The sequence below is a fragment of the Aeribacillus composti genome (assembly GCF_007827555.1).
Taxonomy (GTDB): Bacteria; Bacillota; Bacilli; order Bacillales; family Aeribacillaceae; genus Aeribacillus; species Aeribacillus composti.
This window is the reverse complement of the sequence record NZ_VISS01000015.1, coordinates 42,073-62,985: the sequence shown is the minus strand read 5'-3', so window position 1 is coordinate 62,985 and position 20,913 is coordinate 42,073. Positions and strand designations below refer to the sequence as shown.

Genomic DNA, 20,913 nt, shown 5'->3' with positions numbered 1-20,913 from the left:
TCGATTTGGCCTTTGTGAAAGCATCTAATCAAGAGGATACAAATCAGCAGCTATTGTTAATTGACAAAACAGCAGTTAATCATAAAAGAGGATATTTGCTTGCGAAACGAATTATGGATTTATTAGGAGCGTTTCTTGGAATTATACTGTTATTACCTGTTTTTATCATTGTAGCTATTTGTATCAAACTTGAAGATCCAAAAGGCCCTGTGTTCTTCAAGCAAATACGCGTCGGCAAAGACGGCAAAAATTTTTATATGTATAAATTCCGATCGATGGTTGTAGATGCGGAAGAACGACTAAATGATTTATTAAAATATAACGAAGTATCCGGTGCGATGTTTAAAATAAAAGAAGATCCAAGAACAACTAAGATAGGAAAATTCATCCGAAAAACAAGTATTGATGAACTTCCGCAGCTTTGGAACGTTATTAAAGGAGATATGAGTTTAGTTGGCCCCCGTCCTCCACTGCCTAGAGAAGTAGAACAATATACAAAGTATGATATGCAAAGACTGCTTGTGACTCCTGGATGCACAGGCCTTTGGCAGGTGAGTGGAAGAAGTAATGTAGGGTTTGAGGAAATGGTGGAGTTGGATATTAAATATATAAATGAGAGATCTATCTTTTTAGATATTAAACTTATATTTAAAACAATAATAGTTATGTTTACTTCAAAAAACGCTTATTAATATGCACAATTAAAATTAATTTAAAAAGAGAGAGGTTTAAGCAATGTATAATTTAAATGGTAAAACTATTCTTGTTACAGGTGGAACAGGATCATTTGGCAAAAAATTTGTTAACAAAATTTTAAAATATGATATAAAAAAAGTGATTGTGTTTAGTAGAGATGAATTAAAACAATATGAAATGGCGCAGGAATATACGGATCCTCGCATTCGCTTTTTTATTGGTGATGTACGGGATAAAGATCGTTTATACCGTGCGTTTGATGGTGTTGATGTTGTTATTCATGCAGCAGCTCTTAAGCACGTTGGTGCATGTGAATACAATCCATTTGAGGCGATCAAAACCAATATACATGGTGCTCAAAACATTGTAGAGGCAGCGATTGACCGAGGGGTTCAGAGAGTTATTGCATTAAGCACAGATAAAGCTTGCAGCCCTGTAAACTTATATGGTGCGACGAAGCTTGCGTCTGACAAACTTTTTGTAGCTGCAAACTCTTACGTAGGTGAAAAAGACACGAGATTTTCAGTGGTTCGTTATGGAAATGTTGTTGGGAGCCGCGGCAGTGTTGTTCCATTCTTTAAGAAAATTCGACATACTGGTAAATTGCCTATTACAGATGAAAGAATGACTCGTTTTTGGATTACACTTGATCAAGGTGTTCAATTTGTCATAGATAATTTACAGCGTATGCGTGGCGGAGAAATTTTTGTACCGAAAATTCCAAGCATGAGAGTAGTAGACTTAGCGGAAGCAATTGCTCCAGAATGTGAAATCGAAATTGTTGGTATTCGCCCAGGTGAAAAACTTCATGAAGCGATGATTTCAGAAGACGATGCCCGCCGCACTTTAGAGTTTGATACATATTATGTGATCCAGCCTGAATTCCCTTGGTGGTCAGAAGAAGCTTTGAAAGGTGGAACTCCTCTTCCAGATGGGTTCAAATATACAAGTGATACAAATTCTGAATGGTTAACTGTGGAAGAGTTGCGAGTATTGGTAGAAGAAATGTAAAACGTTTCTTCTACTTTTTTCTAGTTTAGGAGTGAGATATATGAAGAAAGATAAAATTTTTGAACCCGTCAGACAATCGTATTTACCATATGGAAGGCAATGGATTGATGAAGATGATATTGAAGCTGTTATAGAAGTACTGAAAGGAAGCTATTTAACAACGGGTCCATATCTTGCAAAGTTTGAACAAGCTGTTGCAGAATATGTTGGAGCCAAATATGCTGTTGCTTTTTCGAATGGAACGGCGGCATTACATGGAGCTTGCTTTGCAGCCGGAATAGGCAATGGAGATGAAGTCATTACGACACCAATGACTTTTGCTGCTAGTGCGAACTGTGTGATTTATCAAGGCGGGACACCTATTTTTTCTGATATCGATGAAAAAACATATAATATAGACCCTAATAAAATTGAGGAAAAGATTTCTGATAAAACGAAAGCAATTATTCCGGTTGATTTTACAGGTCAACCTACTGAATTAGATGGAATTTTAGAAATTGCGAAAAAACATAACCTTGTAGTGATTGAGGATGCTGCACATGCCTTAGGGGCTGTATATAAAGGGAAAAAGGTTGGCTCCATTAGTGATATGACGATGTTTAGCTTTCATCCAGTAAAACATATTACTACAGGTGAAGGCGGAATTATTACGACAAACAATAGAGAATACTATGATAAATTACTGCAATTCCGCTCACACGGGATTACACGTGAGAAAGATAAACTAAATGAATTTCATGGTCCTTGGTATTATGAGATGCAGTTTTTAGGATATAATTATCGCATGACGGATATTCAAGCTGCTTTAGGGACAAGTCAGTTGAAGAAGGTTGATAAGTTTGTTGAACTTCGTCGAAAATATGTTGCAATGTATAATGAAGCATTCAAAGATATAGATGAAATTATAACTCCATTCCAACATGAAGATGGACAATCAAGCTGGCATTTATATATTATTCGATTAAAATTAGATAAATTAACAGCGTCAAGGCGCGAAATTTTTGAAGCACTGCAACAGCAAAATATTGGTGTCAATGTTCATTATATTCCTGTCCATTTACAACCTTATTATCAACAATTGGGTTACAAAAAAGGGATTTGTCCGAATGCTGAAAAATTATATGAAGAAATGATTACATTACCTCTATTCCCTGCAATGAGTGAAAAAGATGTTCATGATGTAATCAAAGCAGTGAAAAGAACGATAGACTATTATAAGAAGTAAGAAGGTGGAAAAATGAAAGTTGCTGCTATTATCCAAGCTCGTATGGGTTCTACGAGACTTCCGGGGAAAATATTAAAAAAAGTATTAGACAAAACATTACTTGAATATCAAATTGAACGAGTAAAAAGAGCAAAAAGTATTGATGAAATCATTATTGCCACAACTACGAAAGAAAGTGATGACCAAATTGTTCAACTTTGTCAGCAACTTTCAATACCTTATTATCGAGGATCAGAGGAAGATGTGCTGTCTCGTTATTTTGAAGCTGCTACACAATTTAATGCAGATGTCATTGTTCGATTAACATCAGACTGCCCAATTATAGACCCAAATGTTATTGATAAGGTTGTAACACATTATTTGGAAAATAAAGATCGATACGATTACGTTTCAAACACATTAACTCGCACATATCCAAGAGGACTGGATACAGAAGTGATGTCATATAAAGCATTAAAAAGAGCTCACGAAGAAGCTAAAGAGTCAGCTTACCGCGAGCATGTCACTGCTTATATATATCATCATCCTGATCAATTTAGATTTTTTAGTGTGTCAAATGTAAAGGATGAAAGTCAACATAGATGGACAGTAGATACAGAGGAAGATTTTCACTTAATTAAAAACATATTAGAAATGTTATATCCGACTAAGCCATTATTTACATTTGAAGATGTTATTCAAATTTTGCGATCAAAGCCTGAGTGGGTGCAGATTAATGCACATATTGAACAAAAGAAACTATAGGTTGTGTTTTTAAAAATGAATGTACTATTTAGGACTGACTCATCGCTAACAATTGGAACTGGTCATGTGATGAGATGTTTAACATTGGCAAATCAACTAAAAAAACAAGTTAATGCCAATGTTTCTTTTATATGCAGAGATCTTGAAGGCAATTTAATTAATTTTATTAAAGACAATGGTTTTCGCGTTTTAGTTCTCCCAAAAATTCAAATAAATAAGGCTGACCATCTTGCCATTTTTAAATGGTATGAAAAAAATTGGAAACAAGATGTATATGAAACTCAATTCTTGTTTAAAAAATATAATTTTTCAATAGATTTATTAGTTGTCGATCATTATGGATTGGATAGTAAATGGGAAAGCAAGATAAAGCCTTTTTCAAAAAAAATAATGGTGATCGATGATTTGGCAAATCGGAAGCATGTTTGTGATTTTCTCCTTGATCAAAACTGGTATTTAAATTATCAAGATAGATATAAAAATTTAGTTCCTCCTGAATGTAAACAATTATTAGGACCCAATTATGTGTTGTTAAGGGAAGAATTTATCGAAGCTTCTCGTCAGAAACGCATTCGTGATGGGAAAATTCATAACATCCTTGTTTTCTTTGGCGGAACAGATCCTACAAATGAAACGATCAAGACACTGAATGCATTGGCTTTATTAGAAAATAACATAAAAGTAAATGTTGTTGTAGGTTCATCTAATAGAAGAAAACATGAAATTCGAGAATATTGTGATCGATATCTCAACTTCTTTTTTCATTGTCAAGTGTCAAACATGGCAGAATTGATGAATGAAGCAGATTTAGCAATCGGAGCTGGCGGAACAACAACATGGGAGAGATGTTATTTAGGGCTTCCATCCATTACAATTATTGTAGCGGATAATCAAATAGAGTTAACGGATTCTGTTAGCAAGTTTGGTGCGACCATTAATCTTGGATGTAGTCATGAAGTTACGTCTGATCAAATATTTGAGGCTGTAAAGGATTTAATCGAGCATCCTAAAAAAGCTCAATTACTATCTGAACGTGCTTCTAAACTTGTCAATCACAAAATTGTAAATACTTATCCAGTTGTTAAGGTAATTATGGAGGAACTAAAATGAACTTATTAGAACGTACAAGACTAGAAGATATGAACTCCTCACATTTAGAAATGGTTTTAAATTGGCGAAATCAGGAACATATTCGATCAGTAATGTTTCATGATCGGGTTATTTCGCTAGAAGAACATAGAAAATGGTTTGACAGAGTTAAAAAAGACAAACGAACCATTGTAAAGATTTTTTACTTAGAAAATGTTCCAGTTGGGGTTGTGAATTTTACTAATATAGATTTGGAAAATGGCAAATGTTCTTGGGGATTTTATGTTGGTGATCAAAGTGCGCCAAAAGGTTCAGGAACTTTAATGGGATACTTAGCCTTAAATTTTGTATTTGAAGAGTTAAACATCCGTAAATTATGTGCCGAGATAATCAGCTTCAATGAAAGAAGCATTCGTTATCATCAGCGGTTAGGTTTTAGAACAGAAGGTGTTTTGAGAGAACACGTCCTTAAAAATAACCAATATGCAGATGTGATATTAATGGCTTTATTTAATAAAGAATGGAAAGAACAAAAAAGTAAAATAAAACATATGATTGAAGGAATGAGAGTATGAACGAAATTATTGTTGAAGGAAGAAAGATTGGACCAAATCATAAACCATTTATTATCGCAGAAATGTCTGGGAATCATAATCAATCCTTAGAACGTGCTTTAGCGATTGTTGAGGCAGCTTCCAAGGCTGGAGCACATGCGTTAAAGATTCAAACATATACAGCGGATACAATGACATTAAATTTGGAAAATCCGGAATTTAAAATTGAAGATAGCGATAGTTTATGGAAGGGACATACGTTATATCAGCTATACCAACAAGCCTATACTCCTTGGGAGTGGCATAAACCGATTTTTGATCGTGCTCGAGAATTAGGGATGATTCCTTTTAGCACCCCTTTCGATGAAACAGCAGTAGACTTTTTAGAAGAATTAGATGTACCGATGTATAAGATTGCATCATTTGAAAATACCGATATTCCACTCATTAAAAAAGTCGCTTCAACAGGGAAACCAATGATCATTTCAACAGGAATGGCAACGGTAGCCGAATTAGATGAAACGGTAAGAGCAGCGAGAGAAGCAGGTTGTAAGGATCTAGTTCTTTTAAAATGTACAAGCACCTATCCAGCTTCTCCTGAAAATACAAATATACTAACCATTCCGCACATGAGAGAATTATTTGACTGTCAAGTTGGTTTATCCGATCACACGATGGGAGTAGGGGTTGCAGTTGCCAGTGTTGCGTTAGGAGCAACAGTAATTGAAAAGCACTTTACCCTTTCAAGAGCAGATGGCGGGGTAGACGCTGCATTTTCAATGGAGCCTGATGAAATGAAAGCTTTAGTAGCAGAAACCGAAAGAGCATGGCAGGCATTAGGGGAAGTAAAATATGGACCAACGGAGAAAGAAAAGGCGTCGCTAAAATTTAGAAGATCGATTTATGTAGCAAAGGATATAAAAGCTGGGGAAAAATTCACGAAAGAAAATATTAGAGTTATTAGACCGGGATATGGTTTAGAGCCTAAATATTTTGAAAAAATTATTGGCTTAACAGCTAATAAAGATTTAAAAGCTGGAACTCCATTATCGTTTGATTTACTTTTTAAAGAATAGGTTAAATTCTTTTGTAATTGATAAACGCAATTAAGGAATGATCTAGTACAACAACATTGGCTAGAATTTCTTTTTATCTTAAATGCTATTTCTTGGTTCTTTTATTTTAGATTTATCTCACAAGATACTCAGTTGATTAAGTAATTCTGATTATTTGTATTTATTGAACTATAAGCGACTAAACGTATTTTATGAATAGGGGATCTTTGAATTAAATGAAGGAACAAATAATAAATATTATTTTAAGGGGTCTTACGTTATTTGCTAAATTTATTGTTGTTTTTCTGTTTGCTAGATTCCTAAACGAGATGGAGTTGGGTGAATATAGTTTAATTGTATCTTTTATTACAATAAATATATATATTATAGGTTTTGAGTATTATACAAATGTAACTAGACTTTATATAAGATTCTCGAAAATAAAGTTAAAGAGTAAACTTTTATTAAATCAATTATATTTTCATGTTTTTATGTTCTTTTTAAGTAGTATTATTCTATGGGTAATAGTTGAAATTGATATTATAGATAAAAAATATTTTATTTATTTGTGGATACTCTTATTTTTTGAATTTGTCAGTCAAGAAATTGCTAGAATACTAATTAATATTTCAAAATCAATCTTATCCAATTTAGTAGTTTTTATTAAAAATGGACTATGGGTTTATTTAATAATTCCTGTGTTTTTAATATCTCCTGATATTTTAAATGTTAGGAGCATACTAATATTCTGGATTATCCATAGTTTTCTTAGTGTGTTAATTGGTCTAATTTTTATTAGAAAACAATTCATTTTTCGTACTTTGAAAAAAAACCCCAGCTATAGAATTATAATTTATGGTATAAAAAGGAGTATTCCTTTTTTTCTCAGTACAATTTCATATGTATTTTCTATAAACATTGATAAGTTTTTTTTGAAATTTTTTTATGGGAATAGTATTGTAGGAATTTATTCTTTTTATTTTAGTATTATTAATGCTATTTATTCCTTTATATTTGCAGGATCAATTTCTATTTTTTTACCAAATATTATAAGATATTATAATGAGAAAAACTTATATAAATTTGAGGCGACATTGAGGAAAATGAACTTTAATTCTATTTTAATTTTAGTTATAACTTCCTTGTTTTCATTATTATTTCTTGATTGGGTTATCTTTTTTGTAAAAAAAGAAACATTTCATGATTACAAATTTATATTAGTAATACTATTAATTGGTTTGACATTCAACATAATTTCCCAAGTCTATCATTATAGATTATATGTGGGAAATTATGATAATTATTTAATGAGAGCTAGTTTTTTTTCATTAACTATAATTATTTTATCAAATCTAATTAGTGTACCGTTTTTCTCTATTTATGGATCAGCTTTTTCATATTTGTTAGGAATGTTAAGTTTATTAATTTTAAAAATGGGATACTATAAAAAAATTTCGGGTGAATTTGCATGAATATTTGTTTTATAACTTGTTTTTATAAAACTGAACTTTTTTTTGAAATTTCAAAAGAAATTAAATCCAATAAAAAAATTTATTGGATAACTCCAAGTTATAAATGGTATAACTGGTTGTTAAAAAAGGGGATAAAACCGGAAGAAATTCTTTTAATTACTAAAGATAAAGTTAGAAACAATAAAAGAAGCTTATTAACAGTTGAAAATAATTCTTATGGTTTAAATTTAACTAGTATTGCTTTAATGGATAGAATATTAAGAAGTATGAATGGCGATTACTCTATTAATTATCTTACTTCATTGGGAGATTTAATAAAATCGTTTATAATAGATAAAGATATTGATGTAGTATTTGGAGAAGCAACGGCTGCTCATGAAATTTTAACGTCAGTGATATGTGATATATTGGGAAAATATTTTTTTAATCCATTTACTGTTAGGATTCCTAGTAATAGATTTGTGTTTTTTAAAGGTCCTTTTCAGTCAGAAATTTATCAGTTTAAAAAAAGTCGGATACATAAAACCGATATGAATAAAATTATAAACGAAATTATTGACTCTGTAGTTATATATAATAAAAAGCCTGATTATTATTATATCAATAATCAGATTCCTAGGTTTAATTTTTCCCTAATTAAAACTATAATAGTTAAGTTATTTGAATCCTTAATCGAAGCAAAATATGATCAGTCTGTAAAATCGTTAAAGTATCAATTACTTATTGAAAAAAAATATTTGAGGCCATTGAGATATAAAATAAATATTTTAAAATCTGTTTTTCAAAATGCTGACTATAACCGGGACTATGCACTTTATACACTTCATAAACAGCCTGAAGCTTCGATTGATGTTTTAGGATATAGGCACAGCAATCAACTTGAGTTAATAAGAGAAATTGCTCTAAATTTGCCGGATAATGTAAAATTGTATGTAAAAGAACATTCTAATAGTTTAGGTGAAAGAAGTTTATATTTTTATAGAAAATTAACAAAAATTCCTAATGTAGTATTAATAAATCCATTTGAAGATACAAGAAAGTTAATAGAGAATAGTTTATTAGTATTAACTGTTTCAGGAACAGTAGCCTTAGAAGCTGGGATAATTGGAAAAAAAGCTGTAACATTTTCTAAAATGTTTTTTAATGAATTAAATAATGTATTCTATATTAATGATCCTATGGACATAAAAAAAATATTATATTGTAACAAAAAGAATGATAAGAAAAGTCCAGAAGATTATTATCGATATATAATTCAAAATTCCTTTGAAGGAACAATTTCAGACACAATAAGTACACCCCAAGTACTTGATAGAGAGAATGTAAAAAAAATAGCATTTGGATTTAATTCTTTAATAGATGACTTGAAGGTGTGATATTGGTAAATGAACTATATCTCTCCACGTTGGCTTATTATGTTATCATTTGTCATTTGGATCTTATTTAATCTTGTTTCACCAATACAATATATTATTCAACCTGATAACAAAGCAATTTTATTTTTGTTTTTTTGTTTTGTTTCTTTTTTTATTGGAACATTTTATACTCACTTATTTTTTTCAAAAAAAGTAGGAAAAGATACTAGAAATACTACTAATTTTAACAACAATAAATATATAAAATTTATCAGGATAGTTAATTGGATTGGCCTTATAGGTCTAGTTTTCAGATTTTATGATTTATTTTTTATTAGAGAATTTCTGTCTTATGGTTCAATTTCTGCCTATCGATTATACGGTAATACTAATGAGATTTCTGTAATTGGAATAGCGTCTTCGTTTCTTTATCCCTTTTCAATTATTGCATTGGTTGTTTCAATTCATATAAATGGTATAAATTTAAAAGATAAAATGTTCATATTTGTAAATACATTTTTGTTTATTGTATATATTTATTTACTTGGAGGGAGAACCAGTTTATCATTATTAGCTGGAATGGTACTTATATCGTTTATAATAAAGAAAGAAAAATTGTCACTTATATTTAATTTAAAAAGGATATTATTAATTATATCTGTATTTTTATTGTTTTTTCTTTATTCTAGTATATTATTACATAACAGGCTTGAAGAAATGGGGTTTACTATTTATGATCATTTAAATTATATGCAAAATGAGAGACATTTTATTGTAAAAGGTTGGTTTGCTGATATTTACTCAGATAATATGCTTGTTAATAGTTTAAAATACACTTTTATTAGTTTAGTACACTATCTTCTACATGGATATTATCAGTTTTTTCTTTTATTCGAATATTTTGATGTTAATAATTTAGGTTATGGTTCATATCAATTCTATCCTATTTTTAAATTTGCAAAATTTTTGGGGTTTGATATTCCAGATTTTGATGAACTTTTGGATAATTTAGAATCACAAGGAGTATATACAACTTTTTTTGGTCCACTGTATACTGATTTTGGATTTGGAACTTTAACATTTCTATTAATGTTTATATTTGGTTTTTTTTGTCAATTAACATATAAAAAAGCTATAAACGGAAAATTATCTAATATATTAATTTACAGTTATCTAGGTACAGTATTAGTTCATAGTTCATTTATAAATATGATTCAATCAGGAATGGGGCTATATGTTTTTATATCAATTCTTTTATCTGTTTTATTGTTGAAGCTTTTATAAATTGCAATATTAAATGCAACGATTGATAAAATTCAAGCTAAACCATTTTGAAGAAACTACTTAAGTGTGGTTGGTTATTCAATAGGAAACTTTATATGGAGTGGAGATGAGCCTTAATATGTGAGCCAGCTTTCTGTGTAGCTGGCTTCTTGGCTGGAAAGTCATGCGTGCAGAGCCTTAAATGTCAGGTTGCATGAGGCTTACTTTAAGATAATGGAGTAAGCTCTACCTGAAAGTATTTTCAGAGGTTTGAAGTCTACAATCTTTCTTGATCATATGATAGTCGTATTTGAGATGAATGAGATCGTTTTTCTTTAAGGAAATAAAACTCCCGTATTTGTCCATTACAGATGAGAATAAAGTAAATCCCTGTATTTTCTCTAGGAAAAGAAAGATTTTAGGGGTTAATCTTTCAGTTCAGTTAGTGTCAGAAAGGTCTTGTCTTTACTTTTTTTACCGATAACCGTATTGATTTCCCAATGGTAAAATTCTTTTTTTAGGCTGTTCAGCTTCTAACAGATCGTTTTTCAATGAGCTTCGACAGTTTTTTTTAAAAGCATTGTCTTAGGTATTGAAACGCCTGGTCGTCGCTTTTTACGAATAAGTCCAAGATCAATATAGTTATGTAGCGTCTTTGTGCAAACAAGATCATTTCCGATTTTTTTATTATTTTATGTATCCATTGACAGCATATGGTGATAAATTATCATTATTTCCTACATTTTGTCTTAGGAAACTAGATAAATTTAATAGCTGTATTTATTTTTCTTACCTTAGGATTTTCGATTTTCTTCATATCGAACTTATCTTTTTCTGGAAAATAGGTTTCGAAAAAGTTCTGTCCGGTTTTATTTTAGGTTACCGTCCAATGTTTCAGTCCACGTAAGATGAAAATTTGCGACATCAATCTATGACCACAACTATCGTTTTACACAGATTTTTTATTCAACACTTAGTAAAGTCTATTCAATAGCTGCGATTTAAATGGTGTTTATTTGTTTAGAAATCAGAAAATCAACTTAGGTTGTGCTTTGTCGACTTAATCATAACACGGCTTAATCCTATGGATTTCATTTTTATTGTTGTATTTATACAACTAGAAGAAACTTTTAATAAGGATGATAAAAAGTGGTTGATAAGATTTTATTTATATCAGATTCACATGGGACTGATTACGGAGTGAAATCTTTTGTTTCTATAATTTGTGAAAATTTAGTAGATAAAAAAATAAAAAAGATATGTTATGGAGGAAAACCGCTAGATTACTTTATTGAAAAGATATTATCATTAAATAGGGATGAGAAATTTGATTTTGTAATTTTACAAATTGGTAATCCTGATGTTCATCCTAGAATGCCCCATAAAATTTTGAAATATTTTAGAAATAAAGGTTTAAAATTTTGTAGAGATTCTTTATTTTCTATTCCTCCTTCTTTTAATTTAAGCTATATACTAAGGCTTCCTTTTTTCTTTTTTAGATTAATATTGATTCGATTTTATAGGGAATATTATAATTCAATTAATGAAATTCAAGATAAATTAACTTTTTTAGTTGAACAACTAGAGAAAATTGCGGATAGGATAATAATAATGCCGTTATTTAAAGTTAATCACCATTTGTACGGAGAATATCATAATAAAAATGTAGAAATAATAAATGATTTTTTAAGAAAGAGTTATCCGGATTACATTTTTTTAAGTAAAAATCTAGATTATTCAGTATATAAAAAATATTATAACTTAGATGGTTTTCATTTTAGGAAAAATTTTCATATTAAATTATCAGAGGAATTAATTAAAGTTATTAAATAATGTTATTAATTACAAATTATTGCTTAATAGAGGAGCATTCCTGTTAGAAGCTTTTTCGGGAACTTGCATAAAAAGAGCCCTTGTACTCAAAATCACAAAATTAATCAAGTCACCGAAAAAACGCTGGAGTCGGCATGGATATTGCAAAACGCAAACATTACGCCTGCTTTGTCGATGATCGCGGCCGAATCCTGCAAAAGACTTTCCCGGTTGCACAATCCAACAAAGCTTTGAAGGGTTTTACCAGTGCATCCTGTCAGCTATGAAAGAATTCGGCAAAACCGAAGTCATCATCGGAATTGAGCCAACAGGCCATTATTGGCTCAATCTGGCCTATTTCCTGGATGAAAGAGGGATCCCTCGTAAACAGACCTATCGCTACATCCATATTTAACCAGTAGCGACCGCGGATCGTACCCATTAACTGTAAGAGAATCGCATATTTATAAAATTATGTTAGTGATCGTGTCGAAAATATTTTTTGACACCCCTAAAACGGTCAAACCGTTGATAAATCAATATTTATAGAGGGAAGAGAAATATCAAACTTGATAGAAAATAAGGAATTCGTATCGGAATATCGGAAATAGTAACATATATACAGTAGAGTTATTTAAATGCATATCTTGGACATCAAAAAAGTTATTTTTACTTTGTTTTGTTGCTTAATTAAATCAAGTTTAGCTGAGCCTCTAGTGATTATGATTCCATTGAAAAGAAGTAAGGTCAGATACATAAACTTGGCACTACCACGAATGTTATTATACTCCTTCCGATATGAAAGTAGGTCCACTTTCGTCGAAAATTTATGATAATAGGGTCAGTTGTCTTTGTTCTTGCTTTGGAACTCATGATGTTTTTCATCAAGTTAAACTGTGTATGCGATATCGGTTATACCAGATATCACATGTTTATTGCATCTTTTCTGCCTTAATTATTGTTCTATTTCTTATCGAGAACATAAACTGAAAAGCTCTCATTGTAAATTTTGCTTCTAAATCGGTTAGAAATAGGTAACCAAGAGAAACCAGTAACCAATAATTTATAGGTAATCAATTATACTTATTAAAATAGGAAAAAGTTTTCCTTTTTTTATTATTGTTAATAACTTTGAGCCGATTATAATATTCGGTCATATTGCTTTATTTTTCTTTAAACTAAATTAAAATTTTGATTTTAAATAATCTTGAATAAGGATTGAGGGAGTTTTATGTCAAAAAGAGTAGCAATCCTCCACGACTGGTTAGTTATCTATGCAGGAGCTGAAAAAGTATTGGAACAATTACTCAAGATTTATCCTGATGCTGATTTGTTTAGCCTTGTAGACTTTATAGATAAAGATCAGAGAGGTTTTATTTTAAATAAACAGGTTACTACCTCTTTTATTCAAAAGTTGCCGTTTGCTCGAAGAAAGTATCGCAGCTATCTTCCTTTCATGCCGTTGGCTATTGAGCAATTGGATGTATCGAAATACGATATTGTCATTTCTAGTTCACATGCAGTTGCGAAGGGTGTTATTACCGGCCCTGACCAACTGCATATTTCTTATGTTCATTCGCCAATCCGCTACGCATGGGATTTGCAACATCAATATTTAAAAGAAGCGGGATTAGACCGAGGAATGAAAGGCTGGATCGCGAAGACAATCCTTCATTACATAAGAAATTGGGATTATCGTACGTCCAATGGAGTTGATTATTTTGTGGCCAATTCAAAATTTATCGCCAGAAGAATTTGGAAAGTGTATCGAAGGAAAGCGGATGTTATCTATCCACCGGTAGATGTGTCCGCTTTTACTTTCCACGATCAAAAAGAAGATTTTTATCTTACAGCCTCTCGAATGGTTCCATATAAGAAAATCGACTTAATCGTTGAAGCTTTCTCACAGATGCCAGATAAAAAATTAGTCGTTATAGGTGACGGACCGGATTTTCATAAAATTAAGGCAAAGGCTGCTTCTAATGTGAAGTTGCTCGGATACCAGCCTTTTGAAGTTTTAAGAGACCATATGCAGCGGGCAAAAGCGTTTGTATTTGCCGCAGAAGAAGATTTCGGAATCACACCTGTTGAGGCGCAAGCTTGTGGTACTCCAGTTATTGCCTATGGGAAAGGTGGAGCATTAGAAACGATTCGCGGATATGGACAAACTGAGAATCCAACAGGTTTATTTTTTGAAGAACAGACAATAAAATCGTTAGTTGATTCTATTAAATCATTTGAGAATATTTCAGGTGATATTAAATACGAAGATTGTCGTGAAAATGCGTTGTGTTTTTCCCCAGAAAGATTTAGAAAAGAGTTTGAAGACTATGTAAATAGTAAGCTTGAAAATATGTAGATAAAAAATTAGGAGGTTTCCGATGAAGCTTGTATTACTTTCTGGTGGTTCCGGCAAACGCCTTTGGCCTTTATCTAATGACGCGCGTTCAAAGCAATTTTTAAAAGTGTTAGAAAATCAAAACAGCGAACTGCAGTCGATGGTTCAGCGTGTATGGGGTCAGTTAGGAAATGTCGACCTAGCTGATTCCGCTGTGATTGCTACAAGCAAATCCCAAGTCGATATGATTCATAGCCAATTAGGTCAAGATGTACCGATTATTATTGAACCGATGAGGCGCGATACGTTCCCAGCGATCGCTCTAGCATCGGTTTATTTGTATAGTGTAGAAGGAATCGATTTAAATGAAGTTGTCGCCGTCTTGCCTGTCGATCCTTATGTGGAGGATCGCTTTTTTCATCGAGTAAAAGATTTAGAAGAAACCGTACTCGCAAGTGGGACTGATTTGGCGTTAATCGGTGTCGAGCCAACGTATCCGTCTGCGAAGTACGGTTATATTGTTCCAGCTTCCAAATCTAGTGATAGCAATTATTTAAGAGTAAGTCATTTTACAGAGAAGCCAACTGAAAAAAAAGCAGCGGAATTAATTAAACAAGGCGCACTTTGGAACTGCGGCGTGTTTGCTTTTAAACTCGACTATATTATTTCTTTGCTGCAAGAAAAGGGATTTCCAACTCAATATGATGAGCTATTAAAGCAGTATGATAAGTTGCCGAAAATTAGCTTTGACTATGAGGTCGTGGAAAAGACAGAACATATTGTTGTGTTGCCATATGATGGCTATTGGAAAGACCTTGGTACGTGGAATACATTAACGGAAGAGATGGCAACAAACCAAATTGGTAAAGGTGTTATTAGCGTTGATTGTGAAAATACCCACCTCATTAACGAGCTAGACATTCCTGTGACAGTATTAGGAGTATCAAATGCTATTATTGCGTCAAGTCCTGATGGGATTTTAGTTGCAGATAAGGCAAAAAGCCCAAAAATTAAAGAGTTAGTGAACAATTTTGATCAGCGTCCAATGTACGAAGAACGCCGCTGGGGCTGGTATCGAGTATTAGATTATACGAAGTTTGAAGATGGACGAGAAGTATTAACAAAACGAATCGGCGTTACAGCAGGGAAAAATTTAAGTTATCAAATGCATCATCATCGCAGTGAAGTGTGGACCATCATTAAAGGTGAAGGAGAATTTGCTTTTAACGGAGAAATTCGTCGTGTGAAACCGGGTGATGTGCTTGAAATCCCAGTTGGCGCTAAGCATGGAATTAAAGCAATTACTGATTTAGAGTTTATTGAAGTACAAACAGGAACGGAGTTAATTGAAGAAGATATTGTTCGTATTTATATGACATGGGAAGAAGTAGAAGCAAATTGCTTATCTGCGAGTAGATAATTGTTCGGCTGCTAGAAGGATGTGTTTCTTCTAGCAGCTTCTTTTTTGTTAGTAAAAGAAAAAGAAGGGTTTTAATCGATTTTCATGCACTCTGTTTTCTAGGAACGCATCTGGAGCGGTACGAAATTGCGGGATTTGTACGGGTATGACATTCCTTCTGGGCAAACGGGAGAGTGTTGGCCAATTCGGCGCATCCATACAAGAGAGCGAAGAACTTGTTTCCGCATTAGAAAACTCGGTCATGACAATAGTCCATCAAATAGTTAACGTATTAAATTGGGGATTGTATATGATTCTCGTTGTCGGCGGAGCTGGTTATATCGGCAGTCATTTAGTGAAAGAATTAGTTGAAAAAGAAGAAGTTATTGTCCTTGATAATCTTTCCACAGGTTATCGTCGTTTAGTTGATGAACAAGCAGTGTTTGTGCAAGGGGATTTAGGGAACAAAGCGGATCTTGAACCGATTTTTGAAAAATACCCGATTCAAGCTGTCATGCATTTTGCGGCGAACAGCTTAGTCGGCGAATCGGTGGTGAATCCGCTGAAATATTATCAAAACAACGTTGCTGCTACCTTAACGTTGCTAGAAACAATGTTGAAATATAATGTGAAAAACTTTATTTTTTCGTCTACTGCGGCAACGTATGGCATTCCGAATGTCGAATTAATTACGGAAGATTACCCAACAAATCCTATTAACCCATACGGCCGTTCCAAGTTAATGATCGAACAAATTTTAGCGGATTTTGCTTCTGCGTATGGGCTAAACTATGTCGTCCTTCGCTATTTCAATGCGGCTGGGGCGTATGAGTCGGGAGAAATTGGCGAGGACCATAACCCAGAAACGCATTTAATTCCGATTGTCTTGCAGCATTTGTTAGGTCAGCGCGACAAAATTTCTGTCTTTGGTACGGACTATAATACACCAGATGGGACATGCATTCGTGACTATATCCATGTTACCGATTTAGCGAAGGCGCATATTTTAGCGCTGGAAGCATTGTTGACGGGTAAAAAGAAAACTGCTATTTACAATCTCGGCAACGGCTTAGGTTATTCCGTTAAAAAAGTGATAGAAACATGTGAAAAAGTCACGGGACGTAAAGCCGTCATTGAATACACTGACCGCCGTCCGGGCGACCCGGCGCGTCTTGTCGCATCCTCGCAAAAAATTTATGAAGAACTTGGCTGGAAAGCGGAATATTCATTGGAACAAATCATCGAAAGCGCGTGGAAATGGCATCAGTGGAAAGGGACCAAATGGTCGAGCTGCCCTTGATGGGGCGGTTTGTTTTTATGGGCGCTGTTAACTGAATATTCGGTCTATTAATTGGTTAATAGGGCGTGCTGGCGGTCAGTTATGGAGCAGTCCATGCGTCACAGGTATATTTTCGTAAAAAATTTATGGAGGAAAAAGGATGAAGAAGAAACGTGTAGGAATAAAGGGATTGATGTCCATATCACGAATATGGGAAGATGAACTAGGAGTGATTGGCGTAACAAATGTGGGCAGTTCTGTTTAGGTGATGCGCATGAGTGTTTATTGCAAATTAAAAATACAGAGTTCTGCAACAAAAAATGCAGAACTTGATTGCATAAAAAAAAGGCTTGCCAGCTTAGGGCCCATGGAAGCAACCTGCCCACCCCTAAAATTGGGCTAATTTAAATGTTTTCATAAAATACGCATCCAGCAACAAACAGCGTTACTGGATGCGATCAGTAGGAGTATTTTTAAAACGGATTATAAAACCGGCTTCCATCATGGAATGTGATGATTAAGGTGACAATGAACAGAATAGTAAATAGAGCGATTGCAAAGTAGTCACTTTTTTGGAAAGGTCTTGCACTATACCATGTGCGTTTTTTGTTTTTGCCAAAGCCGCGCAGTTCCATTGCGTTGCTGATGGTGTCAATTTTGTTTAGGCTTGATAAAATAAGCGGTGCAAGGATGGAGGCAGCATTTTTGATCCGTTTAGGAAGTTTTTCTTTGCGGGACATGTCAAGGCCTCTAGCTTGTTGGGCGCGTGCTATATTCCGAAAATCCCGCTGTACGTCCGGTATATATCTTAATGCCAAAGAAACAGCATACGAAATTCGATAACTCACACCGATGCGATTGAGGGAAGCGGCGAATTCGCTCGGATGAGTCGTCACAATAAAAAGCAAAGCCGCTGGGATCACTGTGAAATATTTTAACGTAATATTCAATTGGTAAAAAAGTTGTTCCAATGTGACGTTATACCTTCCTGATATTTCAAATAACACATGGCTGGAGCCGTAAATTTTTACTCCTTCTTGTGGTGAAAAGACATAAATGGCAACATTGTTGATGAAAAGAAATACTAAAATAAATACAAGAACAAACAATATCTCTTCAAATTTAATTTTTGAAATAATAAAAATGAGAATACTAATTAAAAATAAAAATAGTAGAATACGAGTGTCGTATGTCAGCATAGCTGCAGTCGACCATAAGATAAAGCATATTAGCTTTGTTACACCTGTCAACTGATGAACAGGAGATTTTCGGTCAATATAAGATAGCATCTCGGCTGCCAACCTGCCTTACCTCCCGATCATATTCTATGAAACGTTCCACAAACTTCCTCGGTTCTGGTATTCCTGTTTTTAATGCCAGATTATAAAGAGACGTTTCCTTTAAATTTGCCTGTTCGATGATGTCAATATCAGAAAGGACATTGACAGCTGAGTCATCGGCAATTTTCCTGCCTTCTGCAAATACAATCGCTCTTTCTGTATACTCCAGCATTAAATGCATATCATGAGTAATCATCATAATCGTGACGCCTTGCCGATTTAATTGAACAAGAAACTCCATAATATCAGTATAATGGCGAAAATCTTGTCCGGCAGTTGGCTCGTCCAAAATAATGATTTCTGGTTCTAACACTAAAATGGAAGCAATCGTAACCCGCTTTTTTTGACCGAAGCTTAATGCTGAAATCGGCCAATTCCGAAATGGATACAGCCCGCAAATTTTTAATGTATTGTCGACGCGTTCTTTTATTTCAGCTTCCGCTACGCCGCGAACCTTTAAGCCTAAGGCTACTTCGTCAAAAATCATATGTTTTGAAATCATATGATTTGGATTTTGCATGACCATGCCGATTTTTAACGAGCGTTCTTTAATCGTTTCGTTTGTTATATCCTTGCCGTTAAACAATATGCTCCCTGAGGAAGGCTTTTCAAATCCACAAATTAATTTTGTAATTGTAGATTTCCCTGCTCCATTTTTTCCAACAATGCTCACCATTTCCCCTTTGTTAATTGAAAAAGAAACATCCTTTATCGTTTCGTGACCTGGTGAATAGCTAAACGAAATATTTTTCAGCTCTAAAATTGGTTTTCCTTCTTTACTTGGCGTTTTTGGATTTGAATCTTCAAACCATTCCAACAAGTTTTTTCGGCATAAATCTGCTTTAAACTGATTGAAATCAGCAGGATGCATATCTTCAGTTAGCTTGCAACCGGCATATTTGACCGCTTTAATATATAACGGCTCCCGTATATTCGTCTCTTCTAAAATGTTAGTTGTTAAAAGCTGGTCAGGGCTCATATCAGCTACTATTGAGCCGTCATTTACCACAATAATGCGATCGACATGGCGATATAAAACATCTTCTAAACGGTGTTCAATAATGACAACGGTTGTATTCGTTTCTTTTTGGATTTTGTCGATTAAAGCCATTGCATACTTTCCAGTAGCGGGGTCAAGGTTTGCGAGCGGTTCATCAAACAACAGGATATCCACTTTGTCAACCATTACACCAGCGAGGGAAACCCTCTGCTTTTGCCCGCCTGACAAATGATGGACAGAGGCAGGCAAATAATCATCCATTTCGACCATTTTGGAAGCATCTTTTACGATCTCGAACATTTCCTTTTGCGGAGTGCAATCATTCTCCAGTGCAAAAGCTATGTCTTCACCAACAGTTAATCCTATAAACTGGCCATCAGGATCCTGTAAAACAGTACCAACCATTTTTGATAAAGCAAAAATATTTAACTCCTTTGTTTCCTGACCCATTACTTTTAAACTTCCGGTCATTTCTCCTTTATAAGAGAAGGGGATTAGACCATTGATGCAGTGGCCAATGGTGCTCTTCCCAGATCCTGAAGGCCCAACGATTAAAACTTTTTCCCCTTCGTAAATGTTTAAATGAATATTTTTTAATGTTGGATTTTTTTGGCTATAATACTTAAAGCTAAAATTATGAAATTCAATCACTCGTTTTCTCATTCGTAAAAGCTCCTGTAAGTAAATATGTTGTCAAAACTCACAATGTGCTTTTATTCTTTATCAAGACTTCCTTTTTGACTGCGTGTTTTTGCATAGAGTAAAAGAAGAAGTGTTCCAATGACGGCAACTGTTACCATATTGGAAATTCCAACAACTAATCCTTGCAGGAAGACTTTATTTGCTGGCTCAGCATAAATCAGTATATCAAGAGAAGGTGCGACAAGGAACCAGCCGATTGCTTGAACAATCACCTGAACAATATTAAATGTAATAATTTTTTTAGTGCCGAATTCACCAGATTCGATATCGATGCTTTTGGAAGCCAGACCAATTAAAAATCCGACAAGCAAGCTGACAACAACCCAACTCCACCAAATAGATCCATAAAATATTAAGTCTTTTAACGCATGACCGATAAGTCCGATTAAACCGCCTGCGACAGGCCCAAAAATAATTGACATAAGTGCTAAAAATGCATAAGTTGTTTCAATATTGGAATTTGGTATCCCTGTTGGAATGGACGCAAATCTTCCCAGAATAACAAAGACAGCTGCTCCAATTCCGATTGCTACGATTGTTTTGATCGATAGATTGTTTTCTTTCATGAACTTCCTCTCC

The 20,913-nt window shown here is 33.6% G+C and carries 17 protein-coding genes and 1 pseudogene; 15 read left to right on the top strand and 3 right to left on the bottom strand.

The annotated features are described in order from the left end of the window. The first annotated feature begins 53 nt into the window (after nt 1-53). The 15 genes and pseudogenes from FB379_RS09510 (at nt 54) to galE (ending at nt 17,313) form a co-directional block, all read left to right on the top strand. Nucleotides 54-692, top strand: a complete 639-nt coding sequence (locus tag FB379_RS09510) for a sugar transferase (protein WP_240326809.1) — start codon at nt 54-56, stop codon at nt 690-692. 43 nt (nt 693-735) lie between these two features. Next, nucleotides 736-1,707 carry a UDP-N-acetylglucosamine 4,6-dehydratase (inverting) gene (gene pseB, locus FB379_RS09505; protein WP_063388981.1) on the top strand — a complete coding sequence of 324 codons (972 nt, stop codon included), beginning with the start codon at nt 736-738 and terminating at the stop codon, nt 1,705-1,707. 40 nt (nt 1,708-1,747) lie between these two features. Beyond that, nucleotides 1,748-2,932: a UDP-4-amino-4,6-dideoxy-N-acetyl-beta-L-altrosamine transaminase gene (pseC, locus tag FB379_RS09500; RefSeq protein WP_144597814.1), complete on the top strand. Its 1,185-nt coding sequence runs from the start codon at nt 1,748-1,750 to the stop codon at nt 2,930-2,932. A 12-nt stretch (nt 2,933-2,944) separates the two neighbouring features. Then, entirely contained in the window at nt 2,945-3,676 is a 732-nt protein-coding gene (locus tag FB379_RS09495) for a cytidylyltransferase domain-containing protein (protein ID WP_144597813.1), read from the top strand. Nucleotides 3,677-3,691: 15 nt separating this feature from the next. Next, nucleotides 3,692-4,786 carry a UDP-2,4-diacetamido-2,4,6-trideoxy-beta-L-altropyranose hydrolase gene (pseG, locus tag FB379_RS09490; protein ID WP_199757336.1) on the top strand — a complete coding sequence of 365 codons (1,095 nt, stop codon included), beginning with the start codon at nt 3,692-3,694 and terminating at the stop codon, nt 4,784-4,786. Continuing rightward, nucleotides 4,783-5,340 carry a UDP-4-amino-4,6-dideoxy-N-acetyl-beta-L-altrosamine N-acetyltransferase gene (gene pseH, locus FB379_RS09485; protein ID WP_063388977.1) on the top strand — a complete coding sequence of 186 codons (558 nt, stop codon included), beginning with the start codon at nt 4,783-4,785 and terminating at the stop codon, nt 5,338-5,340. Before pseG ends, pseH begins: the two co-directional genes overlap by 4 nt. Beyond that, nucleotides 5,337-6,395, top strand: coding sequence for a pseudaminic acid synthase (gene pseI / locus FB379_RS09480; protein WP_144597811.1), 1,059 nt, complete (start codon nt 5,337-5,339; stop codon nt 6,393-6,395). The genes pseH and pseI overlap by 4 nt, the downstream gene beginning before the upstream one ends. Nucleotides 6,396-6,610: 215 nt before the next feature. Continuing rightward, nucleotides 6,611-7,846, top strand: a complete 1,236-nt coding sequence (locus tag FB379_RS09475; RefSeq protein WP_144597810.1) for an oligosaccharide flippase family protein — start codon at nt 6,611-6,613, stop codon at nt 7,844-7,846. Next, nucleotides 7,843-9,222, top strand: coding sequence for a UDP-N-acetylglucosamine 2-epimerase (locus FB379_RS09470; RefSeq protein WP_144597809.1), 1,380 nt, complete (start codon nt 7,843-7,845; stop codon nt 9,220-9,222). The genes FB379_RS09475 and FB379_RS09470 overlap by 4 nt, the downstream gene beginning before the upstream one ends. 9 nt (nt 9,223-9,231) lie before the next feature. Continuing rightward, a complete protein-coding gene (locus tag FB379_RS09465) occupies nt 9,232-10,485 on the top strand; it encodes an O-antigen polymerase (RefSeq protein WP_144597808.1) in 1,254 nt (417 codons plus the stop codon). Nucleotides 10,486-11,613: 1,128 nt separating this feature from the next. Then, nucleotides 11,614-12,297, top strand: a complete 684-nt coding sequence (locus FB379_RS09460) for a hypothetical protein (protein WP_144597807.1) — start codon at nt 11,614-11,616, stop codon at nt 12,295-12,297. A 63-nt stretch (nt 12,298-12,360) separates the two neighbouring features. Next, a pseudogene (locus FB379_RS18765) lies at nt 12,361-12,658 on the top strand (IS110 family transposase); the annotation flags it as partial. A gap of 849 nt (nt 12,659-13,507) precedes the next feature. Next, nucleotides 13,508-14,635, top strand: a complete 1,128-nt coding sequence (locus FB379_RS09450; protein ID WP_144597806.1) for a glycosyltransferase family 4 protein — start codon at nt 13,508-13,510, stop codon at nt 14,633-14,635. Between the two features lie 22 nt (nt 14,636-14,657). After that, entirely contained in the window at nt 14,658-16,034 is a 1,377-nt protein-coding gene (locus FB379_RS09445; protein WP_144597805.1) for a sugar phosphate nucleotidyltransferase, read from the top strand. A 289-nt stretch (nt 16,035-16,323) separates the two neighbouring features. Then, nucleotides 16,324-17,313 carry a UDP-glucose 4-epimerase GalE gene (gene galE / locus FB379_RS09440; protein WP_144597826.1) on the top strand — a complete coding sequence of 330 codons (990 nt, stop codon included), beginning with the start codon at nt 16,324-16,326 and terminating at the stop codon, nt 17,311-17,313. A gap of 452 nt (nt 17,314-17,765) precedes the next feature. On the opposite strand, the gene FB379_RS09435 is transcribed toward galE, so the two are convergent. Genes FB379_RS09435 through FB379_RS09425 form a run of 3 tightly spaced genes read right to left on the bottom strand, consistent with a single transcriptional unit; the run spans nt 17,766 to nt 20,900 of the window. After that, entirely contained in the window at nt 17,766-18,593 is an 828-nt protein-coding gene (locus FB379_RS09435; protein ID WP_144597804.1) for an energy-coupling factor transporter transmembrane component T family protein, read from the bottom strand. Beyond that, nucleotides 18,565-20,295: an ABC transporter ATP-binding protein gene (locus tag FB379_RS09430; RefSeq protein WP_144597803.1), complete on the bottom strand. Its 1,731-nt coding sequence runs from the start codon at nt 20,293-20,295 to the stop codon at nt 18,565-18,567. Before FB379_RS09430 ends, FB379_RS09435 begins: the two co-directional genes overlap by 29 nt. A 50-nt stretch (nt 20,296-20,345) precedes the next feature. After that, nucleotides 20,346-20,900 (bottom strand): ECF-type riboflavin transporter substrate-binding protein, encoded by a 555-nt coding sequence (locus FB379_RS09425; protein ID WP_144597802.1) that lies wholly within the window; start codon nt 20,898-20,900, stop codon nt 20,346-20,348. Nucleotides 20,901-20,913: the final 13 nt, after the last annotated feature.

Excerpts from the sequence above, each read along its gene's own strand:
- FB379_RS09430 (WP_144597803.1), bottom strand. The coding sequence starts at position 20,295 with ATGAGAAAACGAGTGATTGAATTTCATAATTTTAGCTTTAAGTATTAT.
- FB379_RS09445 (WP_144597805.1), top strand. The coding sequence starts at position 14,658 with ATGAAGCTTGTATTACTTTCTGGTGGTTCCGGCAAACGCCTTTGGCCT.
- FB379_RS09450 (WP_144597806.1), top strand. The coding sequence starts at position 13,508 with ATGTCAAAAAGAGTAGCAATCCTCCACGACTGGTTAGTTATCTATGCA.
- FB379_RS09425 (WP_144597802.1), bottom strand. The coding sequence starts at position 20,900 with ATGAAAGAAAACAATCTATCGATCAAAACAATCGTAGCAATCGGAATT.
- pseG (WP_199757336.1), top strand. The coding sequence starts at position 3,692 with ATGAATGTACTATTTAGGACTGACTCATCGCTAACAATTGGAACTGGT.
- galE (WP_144597826.1), top strand. The coding sequence starts at position 16,324 with ATGATTCTCGTTGTCGGCGGAGCTGGTTATATCGGCAGTCATTTAGTG.
- pseC (WP_144597814.1), top strand. The coding sequence starts at position 1,748 with ATGAAGAAAGATAAAATTTTTGAACCCGTCAGACAATCGTATTTACCA.
- pseH (WP_063388977.1), top strand. The coding sequence starts at position 4,783 with ATGAACTTATTAGAACGTACAAGACTAGAAGATATGAACTCCTCACAT.
- FB379_RS09495 (WP_144597813.1), top strand. The coding sequence starts at position 2,945 with ATGAAAGTTGCTGCTATTATCCAAGCTCGTATGGGTTCTACGAGACTT.
- pseI (WP_144597811.1), top strand. The coding sequence starts at position 5,337 with ATGAACGAAATTATTGTTGAAGGAAGAAAGATTGGACCAAATCATAAA.
- FB379_RS09475 (WP_144597810.1), top strand. The coding sequence starts at position 6,611 with ATGAAGGAACAAATAATAAATATTATTTTAAGGGGTCTTACGTTATTT.
- FB379_RS09465 (WP_144597808.1), top strand. The coding sequence starts at position 9,232 with ATGAACTATATCTCTCCACGTTGGCTTATTATGTTATCATTTGTCATT.
- pseB (WP_063388981.1), top strand. The coding sequence starts at position 736 with ATGTATAATTTAAATGGTAAAACTATTCTTGTTACAGGTGGAACAGGA.
- FB379_RS09470 (WP_144597809.1), top strand. The coding sequence starts at position 7,843 with ATGAATATTTGTTTTATAACTTGTTTTTATAAAACTGAACTTTTTTTT.